Genomic DNA, 18,077 nt, shown 5'->3' on the forward strand with positions numbered 1-18,077 from the left:
CAAAACCAAAATTGCAAAAGAGTATGTATTTGCCAACGCTACAAACAGAACGAAATGAAATGAAGACCAGTTTACAACGGATTTGTGCAATTGGCACAATGGAAAGTTGGTTTTATATTTGGGGATAATTAGCAAATCCGAAAACAGGGCTTTATCTAATCCTAAACCCAAGCTAGTAACAGAACTTTGGAAGTAATGTTACTGCATAAAATCCAAAAAAATCTGATAAAAGAAAATATATATTTAGAAGAACTTCTTCAGACAATATCCGAAAATCAATATGTTGGATTGGGAAATCCTAACTCCAAAATATTATTTATAGGAAAAGAAGCTGGAGCTGAAATTGAAGAAGAAATGTTTCACGGAAGCGCTAAATCTTGGAGAGAAAAAGAATTTAATTATTCTGAAAGATATGTTCCAAAAGAAGCAAAAATTAGAAACTTAAATCATACTTGGCAAAGATATCAAAAACTATACGATTGTATTTTATCAAATTTAAATATAGAATTTAATAAAAAAGACAAATATGAAATCAGTTTTATTGAAAATATATTTACAACAGAATTAAGCAATTTACACGCACCAAACACAAAAGACGCAAAAAAGCAAGAGAAGTTTGGACAAGAACTAAAATTAAGAAAAATAGAGTTTCTCAAAAGTAAATTTATTGCAGATTTTCAAATAGTTATAATATTCGCCAGTGATAATAAATATATAGAAACATATCCAGGAGAAATCTGTGAGTTATTCAATGTGAAATTTATTAAATTACATAATCCAAATGCAAAAGATAAAATTTGGATACATTCAGAAAATGAAACTGGAATAAAACCAAAATTATTAATTCACACAAGACAATTGACAAATAGAATTACTAACGAATTAATACCAAATATTTGTGATGTTATTGTGGCTTTTTTGAAAACGAATTCAATACAATTAGAAAAACAATAGAAAAACAGACACTACTGCGAACAGTCGTTTGGCATTGTCTAATTTTATTTTTCAATTATTCTTGTTTCAAAATCTATTTTTCAGCATTTTAGAACAGAAATAACTATCCTAAAATAATACATTTTTTCATCTAATTAGCCTTCCACTCGGGAGGCTAATTTATTTTTTTTACATTTTTTTTATTTTTTTCTCCTTGATTTTACTGGGGGTACAACGGGGTACAACTGGGGTACAACAAAAAGTTGTACTTGTAGCAGTTTGTTATCTATTGTTCCTTTGCCTTGTAATGATGAAGATCCGGATTTAGAAACCAGGATTGTGAGAAACTAATGTAGAACGATAAAATGAAGAGCGTATGTTTATAAACATTTCATGGGGTAATTACATAGTTGTAGTTATTCTGCTACTGGCAAGTTGGTATTTATTTGTTGGATTTCGATTTTATTTTGATGACCTCAAAGAAGTCATATCAGGAAAGCGAAAATTTCAATTTCGCAGATTAGGAGATCCAGATTACGGAGTCTTTCAATCGGAAGAAAACCATCAGCAGACACCTGACCCTATTGCAAGCCAGCCTAGGTTTGGAGAATTCGACACCACCTTTCAGGATGTTGATGCTTTAGTAGCCCGACTAAAAAGTTTTATAGCTGACGCTGCAAAAAGAAAACTAGTCAAACAAGAATTCCTGGACTACATCCAATTGATTTTTAAAGAATATCCTTCTGTAAAAGATTCTGCCTTTCGCTCCTCAGTAAGTGAGCTGATTGTGACAGAATGCAAAACACTTGACTCTATATCTGTAACCCAGGCAGAAGCGGAAGGTTTATGGAACGAAAAAATCTAAAACAATATAACGGAGGAGCTGTCCCTGTCCGTCCCGGCGCAGTATGACAGATGTAACAGGAAAGTGGAACTGCGACAGCGGCAACACCTCCGTTTTTTATCTGAATTTTTAAACTTTAAAAATAATGTGTGATGAAAAAGTGGAACTGGAATTTTAAAAAGTTTATACCTCAAAAAATGAACCGTATTAGTATTCTCCTGGCGCAAATCCTTTTTGTGATAAGCTATGAGACTTTTGCTCAGGATGGTCTGGCAGGAATCAATGAAGCCAACCAACAGGTTAGAAGCTATTTTGATGCCGGTACAGAACTTATGTATGCCGTTGGAGCATTACTGGGTTTAATTGGAGCCGTCAAAGTATATCAAAAATGGAATGCAGGTGATCCCGATACCGGAAAAGTAGCCGCCGCCTGGTTTGGCAGTTGTGTTTTTCTTGTAGTAGTCGCTACAGTAATCAAATCCTTCTTTGGAATCTAAAGGCTGTCGTCATGGAAGATCTACTCAAAGAAAAGTTATGGTTTTATATTATCCATAACAATCCTGATTTGATGTTTACCCTACAAGACAGCTACGATGTATTGGGTTATCTCAATGAAAAGGTAAATGGAATAAAATCCATACTCGAGGATATGTTATCTGAGGGTACACCCCAATATATCATCGAAGAAATTTGTCTCAATGTACTTACCGAAGATCTAAAACCTTCTCGTTTTCTATATCTCCGTTCCCTACTTTCCGAAGAGTTTGAGAAAACCTATGCCGCTTTTCAGGAATCCGGTATTCTCACTTATGAGGTAATCAACCTTATAGAAAGTTGCCAGCCAATTTTTGAAGCTATCGGTTTTACAAAAGAAAATGAAGAAGATCCCACTTTGAGAAATGTCCTTATTGGTCAGATTGCTGACTATCTGAGTTGAGCTATTTATAGCAGTGTGTAGTATGAAAAGGAGTAATTATGGCGTACAATCTATCCCAAAAACTAAGTGCAAACATCGAGGCGATTACCATTGCAATGCAATGGCAGCATGGTGCTATTTTATCGGAGGAAGCAGTTACCGCGCTTAAATCCTATGCAGGCTTTGGAGGAATCAAGGCTATACTTTATCCAAACGGCACTACCGAAGACTGGATAAAATCAGGAGCGACTACCGAAGACCTGAAACTGCATTCAGAGATGACTCGTCTGCACGGCTTATTACAGGACCATTATTCTGAAAAGGATTATAACAGGGTTGTTTCATCACTTCGTAACAGTGTACTAACGGCATTTTACACTCCGCAAATTGTTCCCAAAACCTTATATTCCGTTTTAAATGAACAAGGCATTAGTCCTAAAAGATTATACGAACCATCGGCAGGTTCGGGTATTTTTATCACAGAAGCAGACAATGCTTTTCCAAATTTGGAACAAGTTACTGCCGTGGAAAAAGATCAGTTAAGCGGACTCGTGCTTTCGGCATTAAACAGTACGCTGACAACAAAAAACACCACACATATCATGGGATTAGAGGAATCTCCAACAAATGATAATGATAGTTATGATCTTGTAGTGAGCAATATTCCCTTTGGTAATTTTTCAGTTTATGATCCGGCTTATCCCGATAAATCAATTTCCGGAAAAATTCATAATTATTTCTTTGCAAAAGGGCTTGATAAGCTCGCTGATGGTGGTCTTATGGTCTACATCACGACGGACGGTTTTTTAAACAGTCCTTCAAATCAAAGTGTACGTGAGTATCTTTTTCAACATGCAGATTTTGTAAGTGTAGCGGTTATGCCGGATAACCTGATGAAGGAAACCGGAAATACAGAGGCTCCAAATCATTTGCTGATTGTTCAGAAAAATGAGCACAAAGAAAAGTTGTCTGACAGTGAAAATGAACTGCTGCAAACTCTCGAACTGGAAAATGAGTTTGGAAAATACAATATTAATAAGTACCTGAACCACAAATCAGAACTCCTAATTGGAGATGAAGTGTTTGCCGGTAAAAACCAATATGGTCAGGCGCATCAAAGCGTTAGACAAAGTGGCGATATTAATTCCATTGAAAATTCTCTGGCGCAAAATATTACCAGTGGACTGAAAGATAATTTCAGTTTAGAGCGCTTTTTATTGTCTCAAAAAGCTAGTATTGTTCAGCAGCCTAAAATATCCGGGGGGAAATTCACCTACCTGCCCATGCCAGAAAGCAAAGCAAGTGGTGTTTCCGTACAGTTAGGCTTATTTGATACTGCACCGGCTGAGAATATCAACCGAGCAATGGATTATATCAATCTGCTCGATGAAACGATAGTGGACAAAAAAACGGCAAGAATACTTAGCACCATACGTACCACTGATAATCCATCACATGAAAATGTCGTACTCATTGCCGCCAAACAAAATAAGTCCAATCGGTATTTCTATAAATTATATTCTAATGTAAAAGAAATTGATAGTTTTTCAGCCAATTGGATGAATGGTGGATTACTGCCTCATGAATTATTGGCTTTGTCCAATACGCTACAGCAATATGATCATGCCTATGTATATGAAGGAGATAGAACACTTGAATCTGCCTTTAATTTAGAAAGACAGCTTTATGAAGAAAATCTTTCATTCAAACCATTCTACAAAGAAGGAACACTGGTTCGACTTGGAGAAGCTGTTGGAATTATAAGTGATATCAATGGCGAACACAAACAGGCTTTTTTTCAGCCCTTAGCATCACAAGGCAATCTTAAATTTTACGATTCCTATATTGTTATTCGCGATAATTATCTGGATTTATTTGAAAAAGAACAATCGGATAAAGCTGCAAGTAAAGAAATTAGAGCAAATCTGGATAAGCATTATACCAAATTTGTTTCTCACTATGGTATTCTTAACAGTGCCGAGAATCGCAGGTTAATTATGCAGGATTCCGCTTTCGGTTTCACCATCCTTTCTTCACTGGAACGTAAGGAAGGAGAACGATATGTAAAGTCCGACATCCTAAGTGAATCTATCGTAAAACAACAAGAACGTTATTATACAGACGATCCGGTTGAAGCTCTTGCCAGATGCCTCAACGAAAAAGGAACTGTTGATTTAGGATTTATAAGCGCTGCAACCGGACTTGAAGAAAATGAGGCGATAGAACGTTTAAATCAGCATATTTATCTAAATCCCATGCATCAGGATTGGGAGACATCAGACCTCTATCTAAGCGGTAATGTCGTGGAAAAATTACAGCAGGTTAAACAGGCAGTACAGCAATATCCCGAAAATACACAGTATTATAAAGGAATGCAGGCATTGGAAAAGGTACAGCCTGAGCGTATCCCTTTTGAATTACTCGACTTTAATCTTGGTGAACGATGGATACCAATCCATTACTATGAAAATTTTGCCGGCCAATTATTCGATCAGGCAACTGAAATCAGTTATTTCCCATCACTGGACACCTTTAAAGTTAGTACGGGACATAATACCAAGATTGACAGGGAATTTGCAGTAACCCCAAAAAGTGGGAGAACCACTTATGGCTACACCATATTAGAACATGCTCTGGAAAACACGGCCCCGTTTTTTACCTATGAGGTGGATGGACCATCAGGCAAACCGATACGATTACCTGATAATGAAGCCATTCAATTGGCACATCAAAAAATTGAAAACATCCGTAATGGATTTATTGATTGGCTGCAGGAATTGCCTATTAGTGATAAGAATGATTTGGAAAGTCTCTATAACAATACTTTTAATTGTTATGTATTACGTGAGTATGACGGAAGCCATCTGAGTTTTCCGGGTTTGGATAAAAAAGCACTTGAAATTGAAGACTTATACAGTTCTCAAAAGAATGCAGCCTGGCGTATCATTCAGAACCGAGGCGCTTTAATTGATCATGAGGTTGGACTTGGTAAGACACTCACTATGATTGTGGCTGCCAATGAAATGAAGCGATTAGGAATTATTCACAAACCTGCAATACTTGCGCTACATGCCAACGTGGATCAAATAGCATCCACCTATCGCAAGGCATATCCTAATGCAAGGATTTTAGCTCCTGGAGAGAATGATTTTACTCCGGCTAAAAGAATGAGACTCTTCCATGAAATCAAAAATAACAATTGGGATTGTATCATTTTAACGCACGATCAGTTTGGTAAAATTCCACAATCACCGGAAATCCAAAGAGAGATATTACAAAATGAACTGGACAATGTAGAACGGGATCTTGATACGGCAAAAGATTTAGGAGGTGATATCTCCAAAAAAATATTAAAAGGTCTTGAAATACGAAAAAACAATCTTGATGGCAAACTAAAAAAAGTACTTAGCGATATAGAAGATAAAAAAGACAGCGGCATCAATTTTAGAGAAATGGGTATTGATCATCTGTTTGTGGATGAATCACACAAATTCAAAAACCTAACCTTCACTACCCGCCATGATCGTGTTGCCGGCATTGGAAATATGCAAGGAAGCCAAAAGGCACTTAATATGTTGTTTGCGGTGCGCACGCTTCAGGAGAAATTCGATTCGGATCTATGCGTGACCTTTCTTTCGGGAACTCCTATTTCCAACAGCCTTACCGAAATGTATTTGCTTTTTAAATACCTGCGTCCTAAAGAAATGGAACGCCAACGTATTGAAAATTTTGACGGTTGGGCATCCGTCTTTGCCAGAAAAACGACTGACTTTGAATTTTCAGTGACCAATGAGATTATAGCCAAAGAACGTTTTCGCCATTTTATTAAAGTTCCGGAACTGGCATTATTCTATAATGAGATTACGGATTATAAAACCGCGAAACATATTGATCTGGACAAACCTGAAATTGATGAAAAGCTGGTCAATATAAGCCCAACGCCCCAGCAAAGTGAGTTTATAATCAATCTCATGCAGTTCGCAAAAACCGGTAATGCAACCCTGATCGGAAGAGCACCTCTTACCAGAGAAGAAGATCGGGGAAGAATGCTAATAGCCACCAATTACGCTAAAAAGATGGCTGCCGATATGAGGCTTATAGATGAACGGTACGCAGATCATCCTAACAATAAAGTCAACACCTGTGCTCGAAATATATCAGAAATGTACAATGCTTCGACTATACACAAAGGAACACAGATTGTCTTTTCAGATATCGGAACACCAAAGCAGGATGCCTTCAATATGTATGATGCTCTTAAAGAAAAACTGATAGCAGATTTTAATATTCCTGCGGATGAGATTACCTATATCCACGATTGGACCGATAAGAAGAAACCAGAGTTATTTTCTAAAATGAACACAGGTGAAATACGCATTCTTTTGGGCAGCACCGAAAAAGCTGGAACCGGGCTTAATGTACAAAAGCGTGTTGTAGCCATGCACCATTTAGACATTCCCTGGAGACCATCTGATTTAGGACAACGTAACGGTCGGGGCGGCAGACAAGGCAACGAAGTCGCTAAACAGCATTATGGCAATGAAGTAAAGAATTTCATTTATGCTACCGAGCAGTCACTGGACAATTATAAGTTCAATCTACTCAAGAACAAACAGACTTTTATCAGTCAGATGAAAAACTGTGCACTTAATGTCCGGTCTATTGATGAGGGCGCAATGGACGAGCAAAGCGGAATGAATTTTTCAGAATACATCGCGTTACTATCAGGGGATACCTCTTTGCTGGAAAAATCGAAATTGGAGAAAAAAGTGGCGGTGATGGAAAGCCTTAAAAAAGCACATTACAAGGAAATTTCAAGAACTAAATATCAGGTGGAGTACTTATTGGAGGAAAAAACAGTCACTTCTAAAAAATTGGATAAGCTATCTGCTGATGAGGGTTTTTATAAAAAGAACCTGAAATATGAACCTGAGGGTTCTAAAGCAAATCCTATACAATTATATGATTTTAAAGTAACGGATCCTGAAAGCATAGGCAAACAAATTATAGAACTCTATAAACACTGGAAACCTCCCGAAGGAGAAAACGAATCCAAAGAGATTGGAAAATTATATGATTTTGGACTTTATATAAAAAGAGAGCGCGAAGCGTATCAAAATGATGGTCTATATGAGTACCGCTATTCCAACAGCTTTTATGCACAGCGTTTAGAGGATGGAATCAAATACACTTTCAATGGAGGAACCCCAAATGTGGACAATCCAAAACTGGCAGCCCGCCATTTCCTTAATGCCATTGACCGGGTGGAACATCTAAGGGACAAGTACCAAAAGTCCCTGAATGACATAGAAAATCAGTTACCGGAATTGCAACAATTAACTACAAAAGCTTTTAGTAAAGAGCATGAATTGCAGCAAATGAAAAGCGATCTCGCTAGTTTGGAAAGGGAAATAGCCTTAAAGATTCAAGAAAACCAACTCAAAGAAAACAATCCGCAAGAGGTCATTATTAGTGATGAAACTTCAAGCACTAATTCAGTTCCGGTTATTCAATTACCAATAAAGAATACTGAAGAATCACAACATTTTAAAGTCCCGGACAGAGAAAGTGATAGATGGCAGCAACAATCCTTTTCGGAAATGAGACGAAGCAACAAGATGAAATTTTAAAATAAATACCATGTCAAATAGTGTCTATCAAATCAACAAGGGAATTAACCAAAGTGTGGAGTTCAAGGGGTTAAAAGCACAGTACATCTGGTACTTGGGTGGTGGTGTGATTGTGCTTATGATACTATTTGCCATCCTGTACATAGCTGGTTTGCCTTCACTTATCTGTATAGGAATAATTGGTATTTCAGGAACATTGTGGGTTTTGAAAATTTATAAGATGAGCCGCCAATACGGAGAATTCGGGATGATGAAGGCGCTCGCGAAACGACAGGTTCCCAAAGCAGTGAAGTCACAGAGCAGAAAGGTTTTTATGATGCAGAAATGAAATTTACTCAAATGAAGTGAGTGGTAAATAAAAAGGATGATGGAAAAGATGATAGATGATATTTTACCGATTATGGATGTAGAGCACAATTGCATCCTGTCCAAACAAGGAGATGTAACAGTGGTATTCAAGGCAGAACTGCCCGAGATATTTACTTTGTCGGATCAGGAATACGAGGCGTTTCATCAGGCATGGCTCAAAGCCATAAAGCTGCTTCCTAAATTTAGCGTGTTCCACAAACAGGACTGGTTTATAGATAGTAAGTTTGAGCCTGATTTTACAAGTGAAGATTCTAGTTTCCTGACCCGAAGCAGTGAGCGTTTTTTTAATGGGCGTCCATTTCTGGATCATTCATGCTATATTTTCCTGACCAAAAAACCGGTAGGAAGAAAATCCTCCAGTTCTTTATTTTCCAATTTATTGAGAACTTCTATAGTTCCGGAAGAAACATTAAAAGCGCAGTTGCGTCAGGAATTTATAGACAGTACCGGCCAATTCAGACGCATATTGGAAGACAGTGGATTTGTTAAACTAACTCGTCTTGCTAATGATCAGCTTAGAAGTCACAGCAGAAAGATTGGGATTATAGAAAGGTATTGTTTCCTTTCTGAAAAAGAAAACTCGTTTGTTTTTAAGGATATTGCTTTTGATGACGGTTTGCAGGTTGGCGACAAGCATTGCCAAATATATACTCTTGGAGATGCGGCAGACCTCCCGGCATTATGTGGTTCCCGAATTAATTATGATCGGTACTCCACCGATAAGACCAAGTTTAGCATTGGATTTGCCTCAACTCTAGGTCAATTGCTTTCCTGCAATCACATTTACAACCAGTATATTTTCATAGAGGATTTCCAGAAGACCCTGCAAAAGTTAGAAAGTAAAAGACTGCGACTGCAATCCCTATCAGCCTATAGCAGGGAGAACCTTATTGCGCGTGACGCCACTAATGATTTTCTCAATGAAGCAATCAGTCAGCAAAGATTACCAGTCAAAGCGCATTTTAATGTGCTTATTTGGACAGACAATAAAGAAGAACTCAAAGATCTAAAGAACAAAGTTTCTTCAGCACTCGCTCAGATGGATGCGGCTGCTAAGCAAGAAACTGTTGGAGCAGCTCAGATTTTTTGGGCAGGAATTCCCGGGAATTCCGCAGATTTCCCAATGAATGACACCTTTGATACTTTCACAGAACAAGCAACCTGTTTTTTGAATTTAGAAACCGGTTATCGTTCGTCGCTCAGTCCGATTGGAATTCGATTGGGAGACCGTTTGACCGGAAAACCGGTTCATGTGGACATCAGTGACGAACCTGTTAAGATGGGAATCTGTACCAATCGGAACAAATTTATACTGGGACCTTCGGGAAGCGGAAAGTCCTTTTTTACCAACCATATGGTCAGAAGTTACTATGAGCAAGGAACTCATGTTGTACTTGTTGATGTAGGACACAGTTATAAAGGACTGTGCGATATGGTAAAGGGCTACTACTTTACCTATGATGAAAAAAATCCAATCCGATTCAATCCATTTTATATCAGCGAGGGTGACTTGCTTGATACCGAGAAAAAGGAAAGTATCAAAACATTATTACTGGCTCTTTGGAAAAAAGACAATGAGACTTTCAATCGAAGTGAATATGTAGCACTGTCCAATGCGCTGCAATTGTATTATGAAAAGTTAGATGGCAATTCCGATTTATTTCCCTGTTTTGATAGTTTTTATGAATTTCTGAAAAAGGATTTTGTAACCATACTGGAGGGTGATAAGGTAAAGGAAAAGGATTTTGATGTAAATAATTTTCTTTATGTACTGCGACCTTACTATAAGGGAGGTGAATTTGATTACCTGCTCAATGCTACCGAGAACCTGGATTTATTAAAAGAACGTTTTATTGTTTTTGAACTTGATAATATCAAAGACCATCCGATTCTTTTTCCAGTGGTAACCATTATTATTATGGAAGTATTCATCAGCAAGATGCGCAAGCTCAAAGGAGTCCGTAAAATGATATTAATTGAAGAAGCCTGGAAAGCCATTGCCAAGGAAGGAATGGCAGAATATATTCGGTATTTATTCAAAACTGTGCGTAAATTCTTCGGGGAAGCCATTGTAGTAACTCAGGAAGTAGAAGATATTATTTCCTCACCGGTAGTCAAGCAAGCCATTATCAATAACAGTGACTGCAAGATATTATTGGACCAAAGTAAATATCAAAATAAGTTCGATCAAATACAGGAACTTCTTGGGCTTACTGAAAAAGAAAAAGCATTGGTATTATCTGTAAACAAAGCCAATGATCCTGATAAAAAATACAAAGAAGTGTTTATCTCACTTGGAGGCATGCAGTCTAAAGTATACCGCACCGAGGTGTCCCTTGAGGAATATCTCGCCTATACCACAGAAGAAACCGAAAAAGTAAAAGTACAGGCTTATGCAAAGAAATTTGATGGCGATATCCGAAAAGGTATTGCAGCACTTGCTATAGATCTGAGAAATGGAAACTAAACTACACTAATTATGAAAGCAAAAAAGAAAATTATGATATGCCTGTTGTGCTTTTTACTCATAAGCACTCCGGCAAGACCCGCAACGGCTGCAGCAATACCGATTTTAGAAATCGTAAAAGCGGTTGCCAAAAAGGTAATTAAGGCTATTGATCTAAGGATCCAAAAACTGCAGAACAAAACGATCTGGCTTCAGAATGCGCAGAAAAAAATAGAAAATATACTATCGAAATTGAAACTCGATGAGATTTCCGAATGGACACAAAAACAAAAAGATCTCTACAAAGATTATTATGAGGAATTAGCAAAAGTCAAATCCATTATTACCTATTATCAGCGTATCAAAGATATCAGTGAAAAGCAGGTTCGTTTGGTAGATGAATACGAAAGAGCCTGGAGCTTGTTTCAAAAGGATGCTCATTTTAATGCCAACGAACTCGATTATATGCACAGCGTTTATTCCGGGATATTGAATGAAAGCCTGAAAAATATCGATCAAATATTTTTGGTACTTGATTCTTTTACGACGCAGATGAGTGATGCCAAAAGACTGGAGATTATAAATGCAGCTGCGGATCAGATTGATGCCAATTATGATGACCTGACGCTCTTCAATCAACAGAATATTTTGTTGAGTCTTCAAAGAGCCAAAACACAGCATGATGTCAATTCGGTTAAGAAATTTTACGGAATTCCGTAATAAATCAAAAAATCATGAAAAAAATAATTTTAGTGCTTCTCTTATTAGGATTCTTTAGAGGAAATATGCTCGCACAGGCAAAACAGCAAAGGATGCTTTTACAGCAAATCGCAGCCCTGCAAACGTACATCGGATATGCTCAAAAAGGGTATTCGGTAGCCAAAAAAGGACTCAGTACTATAAACGATTTTAAGCGTGGAGAATTTAATCTTCATACTGATTATCTCACTTCACTCAAACAAGTAAACCCAAAAATTAAAAAGTATGCCAGGCTTGCCGAAATTATAGCCCTGCAGATAAAAATCATTAAAAGTTACAAAAGCTTTTACCAAAAAATCCGGCAGGATGATTTATTTCACGGAGATGAAGTTGATTATATCAAAAGGGTATTCGAAAGGGTTTTAGAAAATTGTGACGACAATATCAATGAACTTCTCACGATCGTTTCAGACGGAACCTTAGAGATGAAAGATGATGAGCGAATCAAACGAATTGATATAGTTTACCAGAACATGCTTGATAACTATGCCTTTTGCGAAAGCTTCGGTAATCAAACCAAACTGATGGCTTTATCAAAAGCAATGGAATTGAAAGAGGCAAAAACCAGCCGTGACCTGCGCGGCATAAACTGATATAGCATGAAAAAGATACTGATTATAGGAATTTTGTTTATCGGATTGTTATTTCCATATAGGATAACAGCCCAAAAACAAGAAATTCAGCAATTGATTTTGAACATAGAGAAACTGGCTCAGTTCAAACAGATCCTTAAGGACATGAAGAAGGGCTATGAAATGCTTAGTGGTGGTTATAATACAGTAAAAGATTTATCCAAAGGAAATTTCAGCCTGCATGAAACATTTCTTGATGCGCTCATGCAAGTTAGTCCCACGGTACGCAATTACAGGCGAATCGGAGATATTGTTAATTATCAGGTACAGCTTGTTAAGGAATATAAGTCAGCCTTTGGACGATTTCGGGACAGTAAAAATTTCAATGCTGAAGAAATTGGGTATCTCGAAAGAGTGTATGATAATTTATTCAAACAGAGTCTTAGGAATCTTGATGAACTAACCTCTGTCATTACTGCTAATAAAATGCGAATGTCCGATGATGAACGACTGGCTTCCATTGACAAAATATACGCAGATATGCAGGACAAACTTTTGTTCCTAAGAAACTTCAACAACAATACCGCTGTACTGGCTCTGCAACGTGCAAAAGAGCGCAATGATGTAAATGCAATGCGTAGCATCTACAATAAATAACTAAATATCCACTGTTATGATAAAGATAAATAAGGAAGTTCTACTGACTATCCTCGGGATTTTATTACCCTTTATGAGCCACGCACAAGGAATTGCAGATGACATGAACAGCCTGCATAGTGTATTGGAACAATTGTATGATGAGATGATGCCTTTGTGCAGTAACCTGATTGGAGTTGGTCAGGGGCTTGCCGGTTTTGCAGCGATTTGGTATATCGCTTCAAGGGTATGGAGGCATATTGCCAGCGCCGAACCCATCGACTTTTACCCGCTGTTCCGTCCCTTTGTTATTGGATTTTGCATTATGATTTTTCCTTCGGTATTGTACATGATTAATGGCGTTATGAAACCTACCGTTACAGCAACTGCCGCAATGGTGGAAGGATCGAATAAAGCTATTGAAAGATTGCTTATAGAAAAAGAGGAAGCGCTGAAAGAAACGGATCCCTGGAAAATGTATGTGGGTTCAACGGGAAGCGGAGATCAGGATAAGTGGTACCGATACACTCATGATAATGCAAACCCAGACGATCAGGGAATGCTTAGTGGCATTGGAAATGATATCAAGTTTGCCATGAGTAAAGCTTCTTATAATTTTCGAAATTCAGTAAAAGAGTGGATGAGCGAGGTGCTGAGAGTATTATTCGAATCTGCCGCCCTTTGCATTGATACACTTCGAACTTTTCAATTGGTGGTGCTATCTATTCTAGGTCCACTGGTGTTTGGCATATCCGTTTTTGATGGTTTCCAGCATACGCTTACCGTCTGGCTGGCAAGATACATCAACATTTACCTATGGCTTCCAGTAGCTAATATTTTTGGCAGTATCATCGGAAAGATTCAGGAGAATATGCTAAAAATTGACATTGCGCAAGCGGGTGAATACGGAGATACTTTCTTTAGCAAGACAGATGTTGCTTATCTGGTCTTTATGATTATTGGTATTGTGGGTTATTTCACTGTTCCCTCTGTGGCTAATTATATTGTTCATGCCGGAGGTGGCGGTGCACTCGGACAAAAAGTGACCAATATTTTCAGCAACTCTTCAACTTCAGCTCTGAGCACAACTTCCCAAGGAGTCGGGATGGCAGCAGATGCAATGGGAAATGCTGCCGGGCGTATGTACCAAAGTATGTCTGAATCTGGCTTTAGTAATGATTACTTCAGGGATAAAGACAGTTACATGGCTGATAAATTAAAAGGCAAATCTTAACCTTAAATTAAAAGTTTATGTTTAGCAAAATGAAAAATATTGACACTGCTTTTCGACATGTTCGGGGCTTTACCATGCTGGTCATTACGGGCTGTATTCTAATAAGCTGTTTCTCTCTTTACAAAAGTTTTACTCTGGTATCGCAAATGCAGAACAAGGTTTATATACTGGCTAATGGAAAAGCATTGGAAGCTTATGCTTCAGATCGAAAAGACAATATACCCATTGAGGCGCGAGACCATGTAAAGACCTTTCATCAATTCTTCTTCACTCTTGATCCTGACGATAAAGTCATCAAAAGTAACGTCACCAAGGCACTTTACCTGGCTGATGACAGTGCCAAACGGATCTATGACGATTTAAAAGAAAACGGCTATTACTCCGGTATCATATCAGGAAATGTCAGCCAGACGATAAAAATTGACAGTATTACAATTGATATTAATACGTATCCGTATGGTTTTCGATGTTATGCTACTCAAAATATCATTCGTACCACGAGCATTGCTCATCGGAACCTTATAACTGAAGGCAATCTTCGCAATGTATCGCGAAGCGACAACAATCCGCACGGTTTTTTAATCGAGCGATGGAATACCATTGAGAATCGGGATTTAGGCACTGAAAACAGAAAGTAATAAACTATTGATTATGAGATTTTTTTTTAATAGAAAGAACAATGCTATTACAGGTACTAGAAATAGTATCTGGCAGAAATTTGAGCAGGCCAATCTTCGATTGCAACATAAGTGTGCCAATTGGCTGGAACGTAAAACGGCTCATTTTTCACGTCTTAACTGGATTGTGGTTCTATTCACTTTTATAGTGTTTACAGGAGGTTGCAGTATTTACGCCATTGTAAGTAGCTTTTCTGATACTACAGGTAAAAATATAACTGTAATTCCAATTACCAAGCCAACCAATTCTGTTTCCTTAAATGAAAATGACATCGAATTAAATGCAATTATCAGTAAAGCTGAATTGGAAAAAATTATTCGATTTCGAAAGTATATTGATAGTCTTGGGCGCAGTCCAACAGGTAAAAAAACGCACGATAGTATTGTACAATACCGTCCGGGACTTCTGGACAGCCTTGCAATACTGGAAAATTACTATTACTCACATTTTAAAAATTGATATCATGGAACAAAAAACAAAATCCCTAAAAGAGTTGAAGCAGCGTAAGATGCTCTTGGTATTACCATTATTGGCCCTTCCTTTTATAACGGCTATATTTTGGGCATTGGGTGGTGGAAAAATGGAAGCGGCAAACTTAGCAGCTCCAGAGCAAAAAGGTTTTAATATCAAACTGCCCAATGCCAACCTTAAAGAAGGAATTCTGCTGGATAAAATGAATTACTACGATATGGCTGCTCTGGATTCGGCAAAGCTTAATGAGCTCATCAAGAAAGATCCTAATTATTTGAGCCAGTCTTTTCAGATTGACTCAACTGAAGATAGTAGTAATGTACATTCTAAAAATGGGCGAACTGGATTATATATTTCCGCCTATCAGGATCCAAACGAAGTAAAAGTACATCAAAAATTGGAAGCATTGCAAAAAGCAATGAGTGCACCTGTAGCTGCTCCGGTACAAAACAGGGATGTTAGTAGATATTCAAAATCAAATGAGTCATCCATGCATTCCAAGGATGTAGACAGACTCGAACAGATGATGCATTCCATGAATGGTCAACAGGATAGTCCAGATCCGGAATTGCAACAACTCGGTGGAATGTTAGAAAACATATTAGACATTCAGCATCCCGACAGAATACAGGAAAAACTAAGAAAAGCTTCCGAGGCTCAGCGAGGGCAAGTGTTCTCCATCTCCACCAAAGAGCAAGAAGACCCTGTTTCCTCTTTGCAAGGCAGATCGACGAATGCTACCGATTCCAGAGGTAATAGATTTTACTCCATTGATGAACCTGAAAATGAGGATTTAATGCAAAATGCGGTGGCAGCAATCATTCACGAAACCCAAACTATTGTAAATGGAGCTACCGTTAAGTTCCGACCGATGAATGACATTTTTATAAGTGGAGTTAAGATCCCAAAAGACAATTTCTTGTTTGGGATAGCATCCTTAAAAGGAGAAAGACTAACGATCAAGATAAACAGCATAAGATACAACAACTCTTTATTCCCAGTGGATTTATCGGTGTACGATATGGATGGACTCATTGGAATTTATATTCCGGGAGCTATCAATCGTGATGTGGCCAAAGCATCCGCTGACCGTTCCATGCAGACTTTGGGCGTTGCAAGTCTAGATGATTCCTGGGGTGCACAGGCAGCCGGAGCCGGAATTGAGGCAGCAAAAAGTCTGCTGAGTAAAAAAGTAAAAATGATTAAAGTGATTGTAAAGGCGGGTTATCAGGTCCTGCTTCGTGATGAGAAACAAAAAGATTCCAATTAAAAACTAAACAATAATACAGATGAAAAATTTTAAGCTATTGATGATGGTGTATTTATTAGTAATGACCATCGGTGCATTTGCACAACAAACAAGTAGAAACAACCTTTCTAAAATTGAGTCCGATTCTTTACTGATTGCATATTCTAAAACAACCAATATAGTATTTCCTTTTGCCATTAAAAGTGTCGATAAAGGAAGTTCCGATATACTGGTTCAAAAGGCGAAAGGTTTAGAAAACATTCTTCAGATTAAAGCTACACAAAAAGGTTTTTTTCAGACCAATCTAACTGTAGTGACTAGCGACGGAAAATTATATTCTTTCGTTTTGAATTATGATGAAGATTCTCCACAATTGAATTTCAGTCTGAATAAAACAAAACCAACTGGACAGGAAATCTATTTCTCTGATGAAAGTATAAACGATATGGATGTACAGGAATATTCCAAATTGGCTTTCTATGACAAGAAAAAACTGCGAGGTGAAAAAGAAAGACAGTACGATATTGATTTTATACTCAACGGAATTTTTATTCGTGATGATGTAATGTATTACAGAATAAAAGTAACAAATAATTCTAAAATCAATTATGACATCGACCAGCTTCGCTTTTTTATCCGTGATACCAAAAAAGTAAAACGAACGGCTTCACAAGAAATCGAGATTACCCCTATCTACATCTTGAACAATGTAACTAAAATTGATGGCGAAGCAGAAAACACGTTTGTATTTTCGCTTCCGAAATTTACAATTCCACTGAAAAAATACTTAGCGATACAACTTATGGAAAAAAATGGCGGCAGACATGTAGAACTGCATGTAAAGAATACAAAGCTGGTACAGGTTACTGTACTTCCTAAACTATAAATTATTAAATCATTTAAAAATGGAGTCATGAACGAGAAAAATTTTGAATACTTAAAAGACCAAGTTAAGTACACCGGTTTCGGTGAAACACTGGAAGGAGAATTAAAAGAAAAAATGCAGAAAGAAGAACCTGATTTCACTTTGAACCATACAGCTAAGTATGGTAATGATACTGCTATAGCTACGTTGAATTTTAAAAAATCAGAACAGAGTGATATGTATTTTTTTAATTCTTATAAAGTTGAATTGCAAAAAGAGAATTCCAAAGAAGCTTTGGAACAAACCTTTTATATCAATAAGGGCAGTAACATCACCATGAAAGAAGCTTATAATCTTATGGAAGGAAGATCCGTAAATAAAGACCTTACCAATAAAGAAGGAGAAAAATACAATTCTTGGCTTCAGATGGATTTTAAACAAACTGATACTAATGCAAATTTTAAGATAAATCAGT

At 37.4% G+C, this 18,077-nt stretch carries 15 protein-coding genes and 1 pseudogene; all 16 read left to right on the forward strand.

Annotated elements, in window-relative coordinates; all coding sequences use genetic code 11:
* Positions 1-195 precede the first annotated feature (195 nt).
* Entirely contained in the window at positions 196-954 is a 759-nt protein-coding gene (locus B0A67_RS03505; RefSeq protein ID WP_072959872.1) for a hypothetical protein, read from the forward strand.
* 355 nt (positions 955-1,309) lie between these two features.
* Complete coding sequence (locus B0A67_RS03510) at positions 1,310-1,798, forward strand: hypothetical protein (RefSeq protein WP_072959875.1); 489 nt, start codon at positions 1,310-1,312, stop codon at positions 1,796-1,798.
* 131 nt (positions 1,799-1,929) lie between these two features.
* Positions 1,930-2,274, forward strand: a complete 345-nt coding sequence (locus tag B0A67_RS03515; RefSeq protein ID WP_072959878.1) for a DUF4134 domain-containing protein — start codon at positions 1,930-1,932, stop codon at positions 2,272-2,274.
* Between the two features lie 11 nt (positions 2,275-2,285).
* Positions 2,286-2,714: a DUF1896 family protein gene (locus B0A67_RS03520; protein ID WP_072959882.1), complete on the forward strand. Its 429-nt coding sequence runs from the start codon at positions 2,286-2,288 to the stop codon at positions 2,712-2,714.
* A 38-nt stretch (positions 2,715-2,752) separates the two neighbouring features.
* Positions 2,753-8,323, forward strand: coding sequence for a helicase-related protein (locus B0A67_RS03525; protein WP_072959885.1), 5,571 nt, complete (start codon positions 2,753-2,755; stop codon positions 8,321-8,323).
* A gap of 10 nt (positions 8,324-8,333) precedes the next feature.
* Complete coding sequence (locus B0A67_RS03530; protein ID WP_072959888.1) at positions 8,334-8,651, forward strand: DUF4133 domain-containing protein; 318 nt, start codon at positions 8,334-8,336, stop codon at positions 8,649-8,651.
* A gap of 39 nt (positions 8,652-8,690) precedes the next feature.
* Complete coding sequence (locus B0A67_RS03535) at positions 8,691-11,159, forward strand: TraG family conjugative transposon ATPase (protein WP_072959890.1); 2,469 nt, start codon at positions 8,691-8,693, stop codon at positions 11,157-11,159.
* Positions 11,160-11,171: 12 nt separating this feature from the next.
* Positions 11,172-11,858 (forward strand): conjugal transfer protein TraI, encoded by a 687-nt coding sequence (locus tag B0A67_RS03540; protein ID WP_072959893.1) that lies wholly within the window; start codon positions 11,172-11,174, stop codon positions 11,856-11,858.
* A 14-nt stretch (positions 11,859-11,872) separates the two neighbouring features.
* On the forward strand, positions 11,873-12,490 hold the full coding sequence (locus B0A67_RS03545; protein ID WP_072959895.1) for a hypothetical protein: 618 nt from the start codon (positions 11,873-11,875) through the stop codon (positions 12,488-12,490).
* Positions 12,491-12,496: 6 nt separating this feature from the next.
* Entirely contained in the window at positions 12,497-13,126 is a 630-nt protein-coding gene (locus B0A67_RS03550; RefSeq protein WP_072959898.1) for a hypothetical protein, read from the forward strand.
* A gap of 16 nt (positions 13,127-13,142) precedes the next feature.
* Entirely contained in the window at positions 13,143-14,339 is a 1,197-nt protein-coding gene (gene traJ, locus B0A67_RS03555; protein ID WP_072959900.1) for a conjugative transposon protein TraJ, read from the forward strand.
* A gap of 17 nt (positions 14,340-14,356) precedes the next feature.
* Positions 14,357-14,977: a conjugative transposon protein TraK gene (gene traK, locus B0A67_RS03560; RefSeq protein ID WP_072959903.1), complete on the forward strand. Its 621-nt coding sequence runs from the start codon at positions 14,357-14,359 to the stop codon at positions 14,975-14,977.
* A 13-nt stretch (positions 14,978-14,990) separates the two neighbouring features.
* A complete protein-coding gene (locus B0A67_RS03565; RefSeq protein ID WP_072959906.1) occupies positions 14,991-15,476 on the forward strand; it encodes a hypothetical protein in 486 nt (161 codons plus the stop codon).
* A 4-nt stretch (positions 15,477-15,480) separates the two neighbouring features.
* Positions 15,481-16,758 carry a conjugative transposon protein TraM gene (gene traM / locus B0A67_RS03570; protein WP_072959941.1) on the forward strand — a complete coding sequence of 426 codons (1,278 nt, stop codon included), beginning with the start codon at positions 15,481-15,483 and terminating at the stop codon, positions 16,756-16,758.
* Between the two features lie 19 nt (positions 16,759-16,777).
* Complete coding sequence (traN, locus tag B0A67_RS03575; RefSeq protein WP_072959908.1) at positions 16,778-17,623, forward strand: conjugative transposon protein TraN; 846 nt, start codon at positions 16,778-16,780, stop codon at positions 17,621-17,623.
* A gap of 27 nt (positions 17,624-17,650) precedes the next feature.
* Positions 17,651-18,077, forward strand: a pseudogene (locus B0A67_RS03580) (hypothetical protein); the annotation flags it as partial.

It is taken from the genome of Flavobacterium aquidurense (genome assembly GCF_002217195.1).
Classification (GTDB): domain Bacteria; phylum Bacteroidota; class Bacteroidia; order Flavobacteriales; family Flavobacteriaceae; genus Flavobacterium; species Flavobacterium frigidimaris.

What these genes read in the sequence shown, in the direction of transcription:
- B0A67_RS03550 (WP_072959898.1), top strand. Translation starts at nt 12,497, where the DNA reads ATGAAAAAGATACTGATTATAGGAATTTTGTTTATCGGATTGTTATTT.
- B0A67_RS03530 (WP_072959888.1), top strand. Translation starts at nt 8,334, where the DNA reads ATGTCAAATAGTGTCTATCAAATCAACAAGGGAATTAACCAAAGTGTG.
- B0A67_RS03545 (WP_072959895.1), top strand. Translation starts at nt 11,873, where the DNA reads ATGAAAAAAATAATTTTAGTGCTTCTCTTATTAGGATTCTTTAGAGGA.
- B0A67_RS03535 (WP_072959890.1), top strand. Translation starts at nt 8,691, where the DNA reads ATGGAAAAGATGATAGATGATATTTTACCGATTATGGATGTAGAGCAC.
- traJ (WP_072959900.1), top strand. Translation starts at nt 13,143, where the DNA reads ATGATAAAGATAAATAAGGAAGTTCTACTGACTATCCTCGGGATTTTA.
- B0A67_RS03520 (WP_072959882.1), top strand. Translation starts at nt 2,286, where the DNA reads ATGGAAGATCTACTCAAAGAAAAGTTATGGTTTTATATTATCCATAAC.
- traM (WP_072959941.1), top strand. Translation starts at nt 15,481, where the DNA reads ATGGAACAAAAAACAAAATCCCTAAAAGAGTTGAAGCAGCGTAAGATG.
- B0A67_RS03565 (WP_072959906.1), top strand. Translation starts at nt 14,991, where the DNA reads ATGAGATTTTTTTTTAATAGAAAGAACAATGCTATTACAGGTACTAGA.
- traK (WP_072959903.1), top strand. Translation starts at nt 14,357, where the DNA reads ATGTTTAGCAAAATGAAAAATATTGACACTGCTTTTCGACATGTTCGG.
- B0A67_RS03540 (WP_072959893.1), top strand. Translation starts at nt 11,172, where the DNA reads ATGAAAGCAAAAAAGAAAATTATGATATGCCTGTTGTGCTTTTTACTC.
- B0A67_RS03510 (WP_072959875.1), top strand. Translation starts at nt 1,310, where the DNA reads ATGTTTATAAACATTTCATGGGGTAATTACATAGTTGTAGTTATTCTG.
- B0A67_RS03515 (WP_072959878.1), top strand. Translation starts at nt 1,930, where the DNA reads ATGAAAAAGTGGAACTGGAATTTTAAAAAGTTTATACCTCAAAAAATG.
- B0A67_RS03505 (WP_072959872.1), top strand. Translation starts at nt 196, where the DNA reads ATGTTACTGCATAAAATCCAAAAAAATCTGATAAAAGAAAATATATAT.
- B0A67_RS03525 (WP_072959885.1), top strand. Translation starts at nt 2,753, where the DNA reads ATGGCGTACAATCTATCCCAAAAACTAAGTGCAAACATCGAGGCGATT.
- traN (WP_072959908.1), top strand. Translation starts at nt 16,778, where the DNA reads ATGAAAAATTTTAAGCTATTGATGATGGTGTATTTATTAGTAATGACC.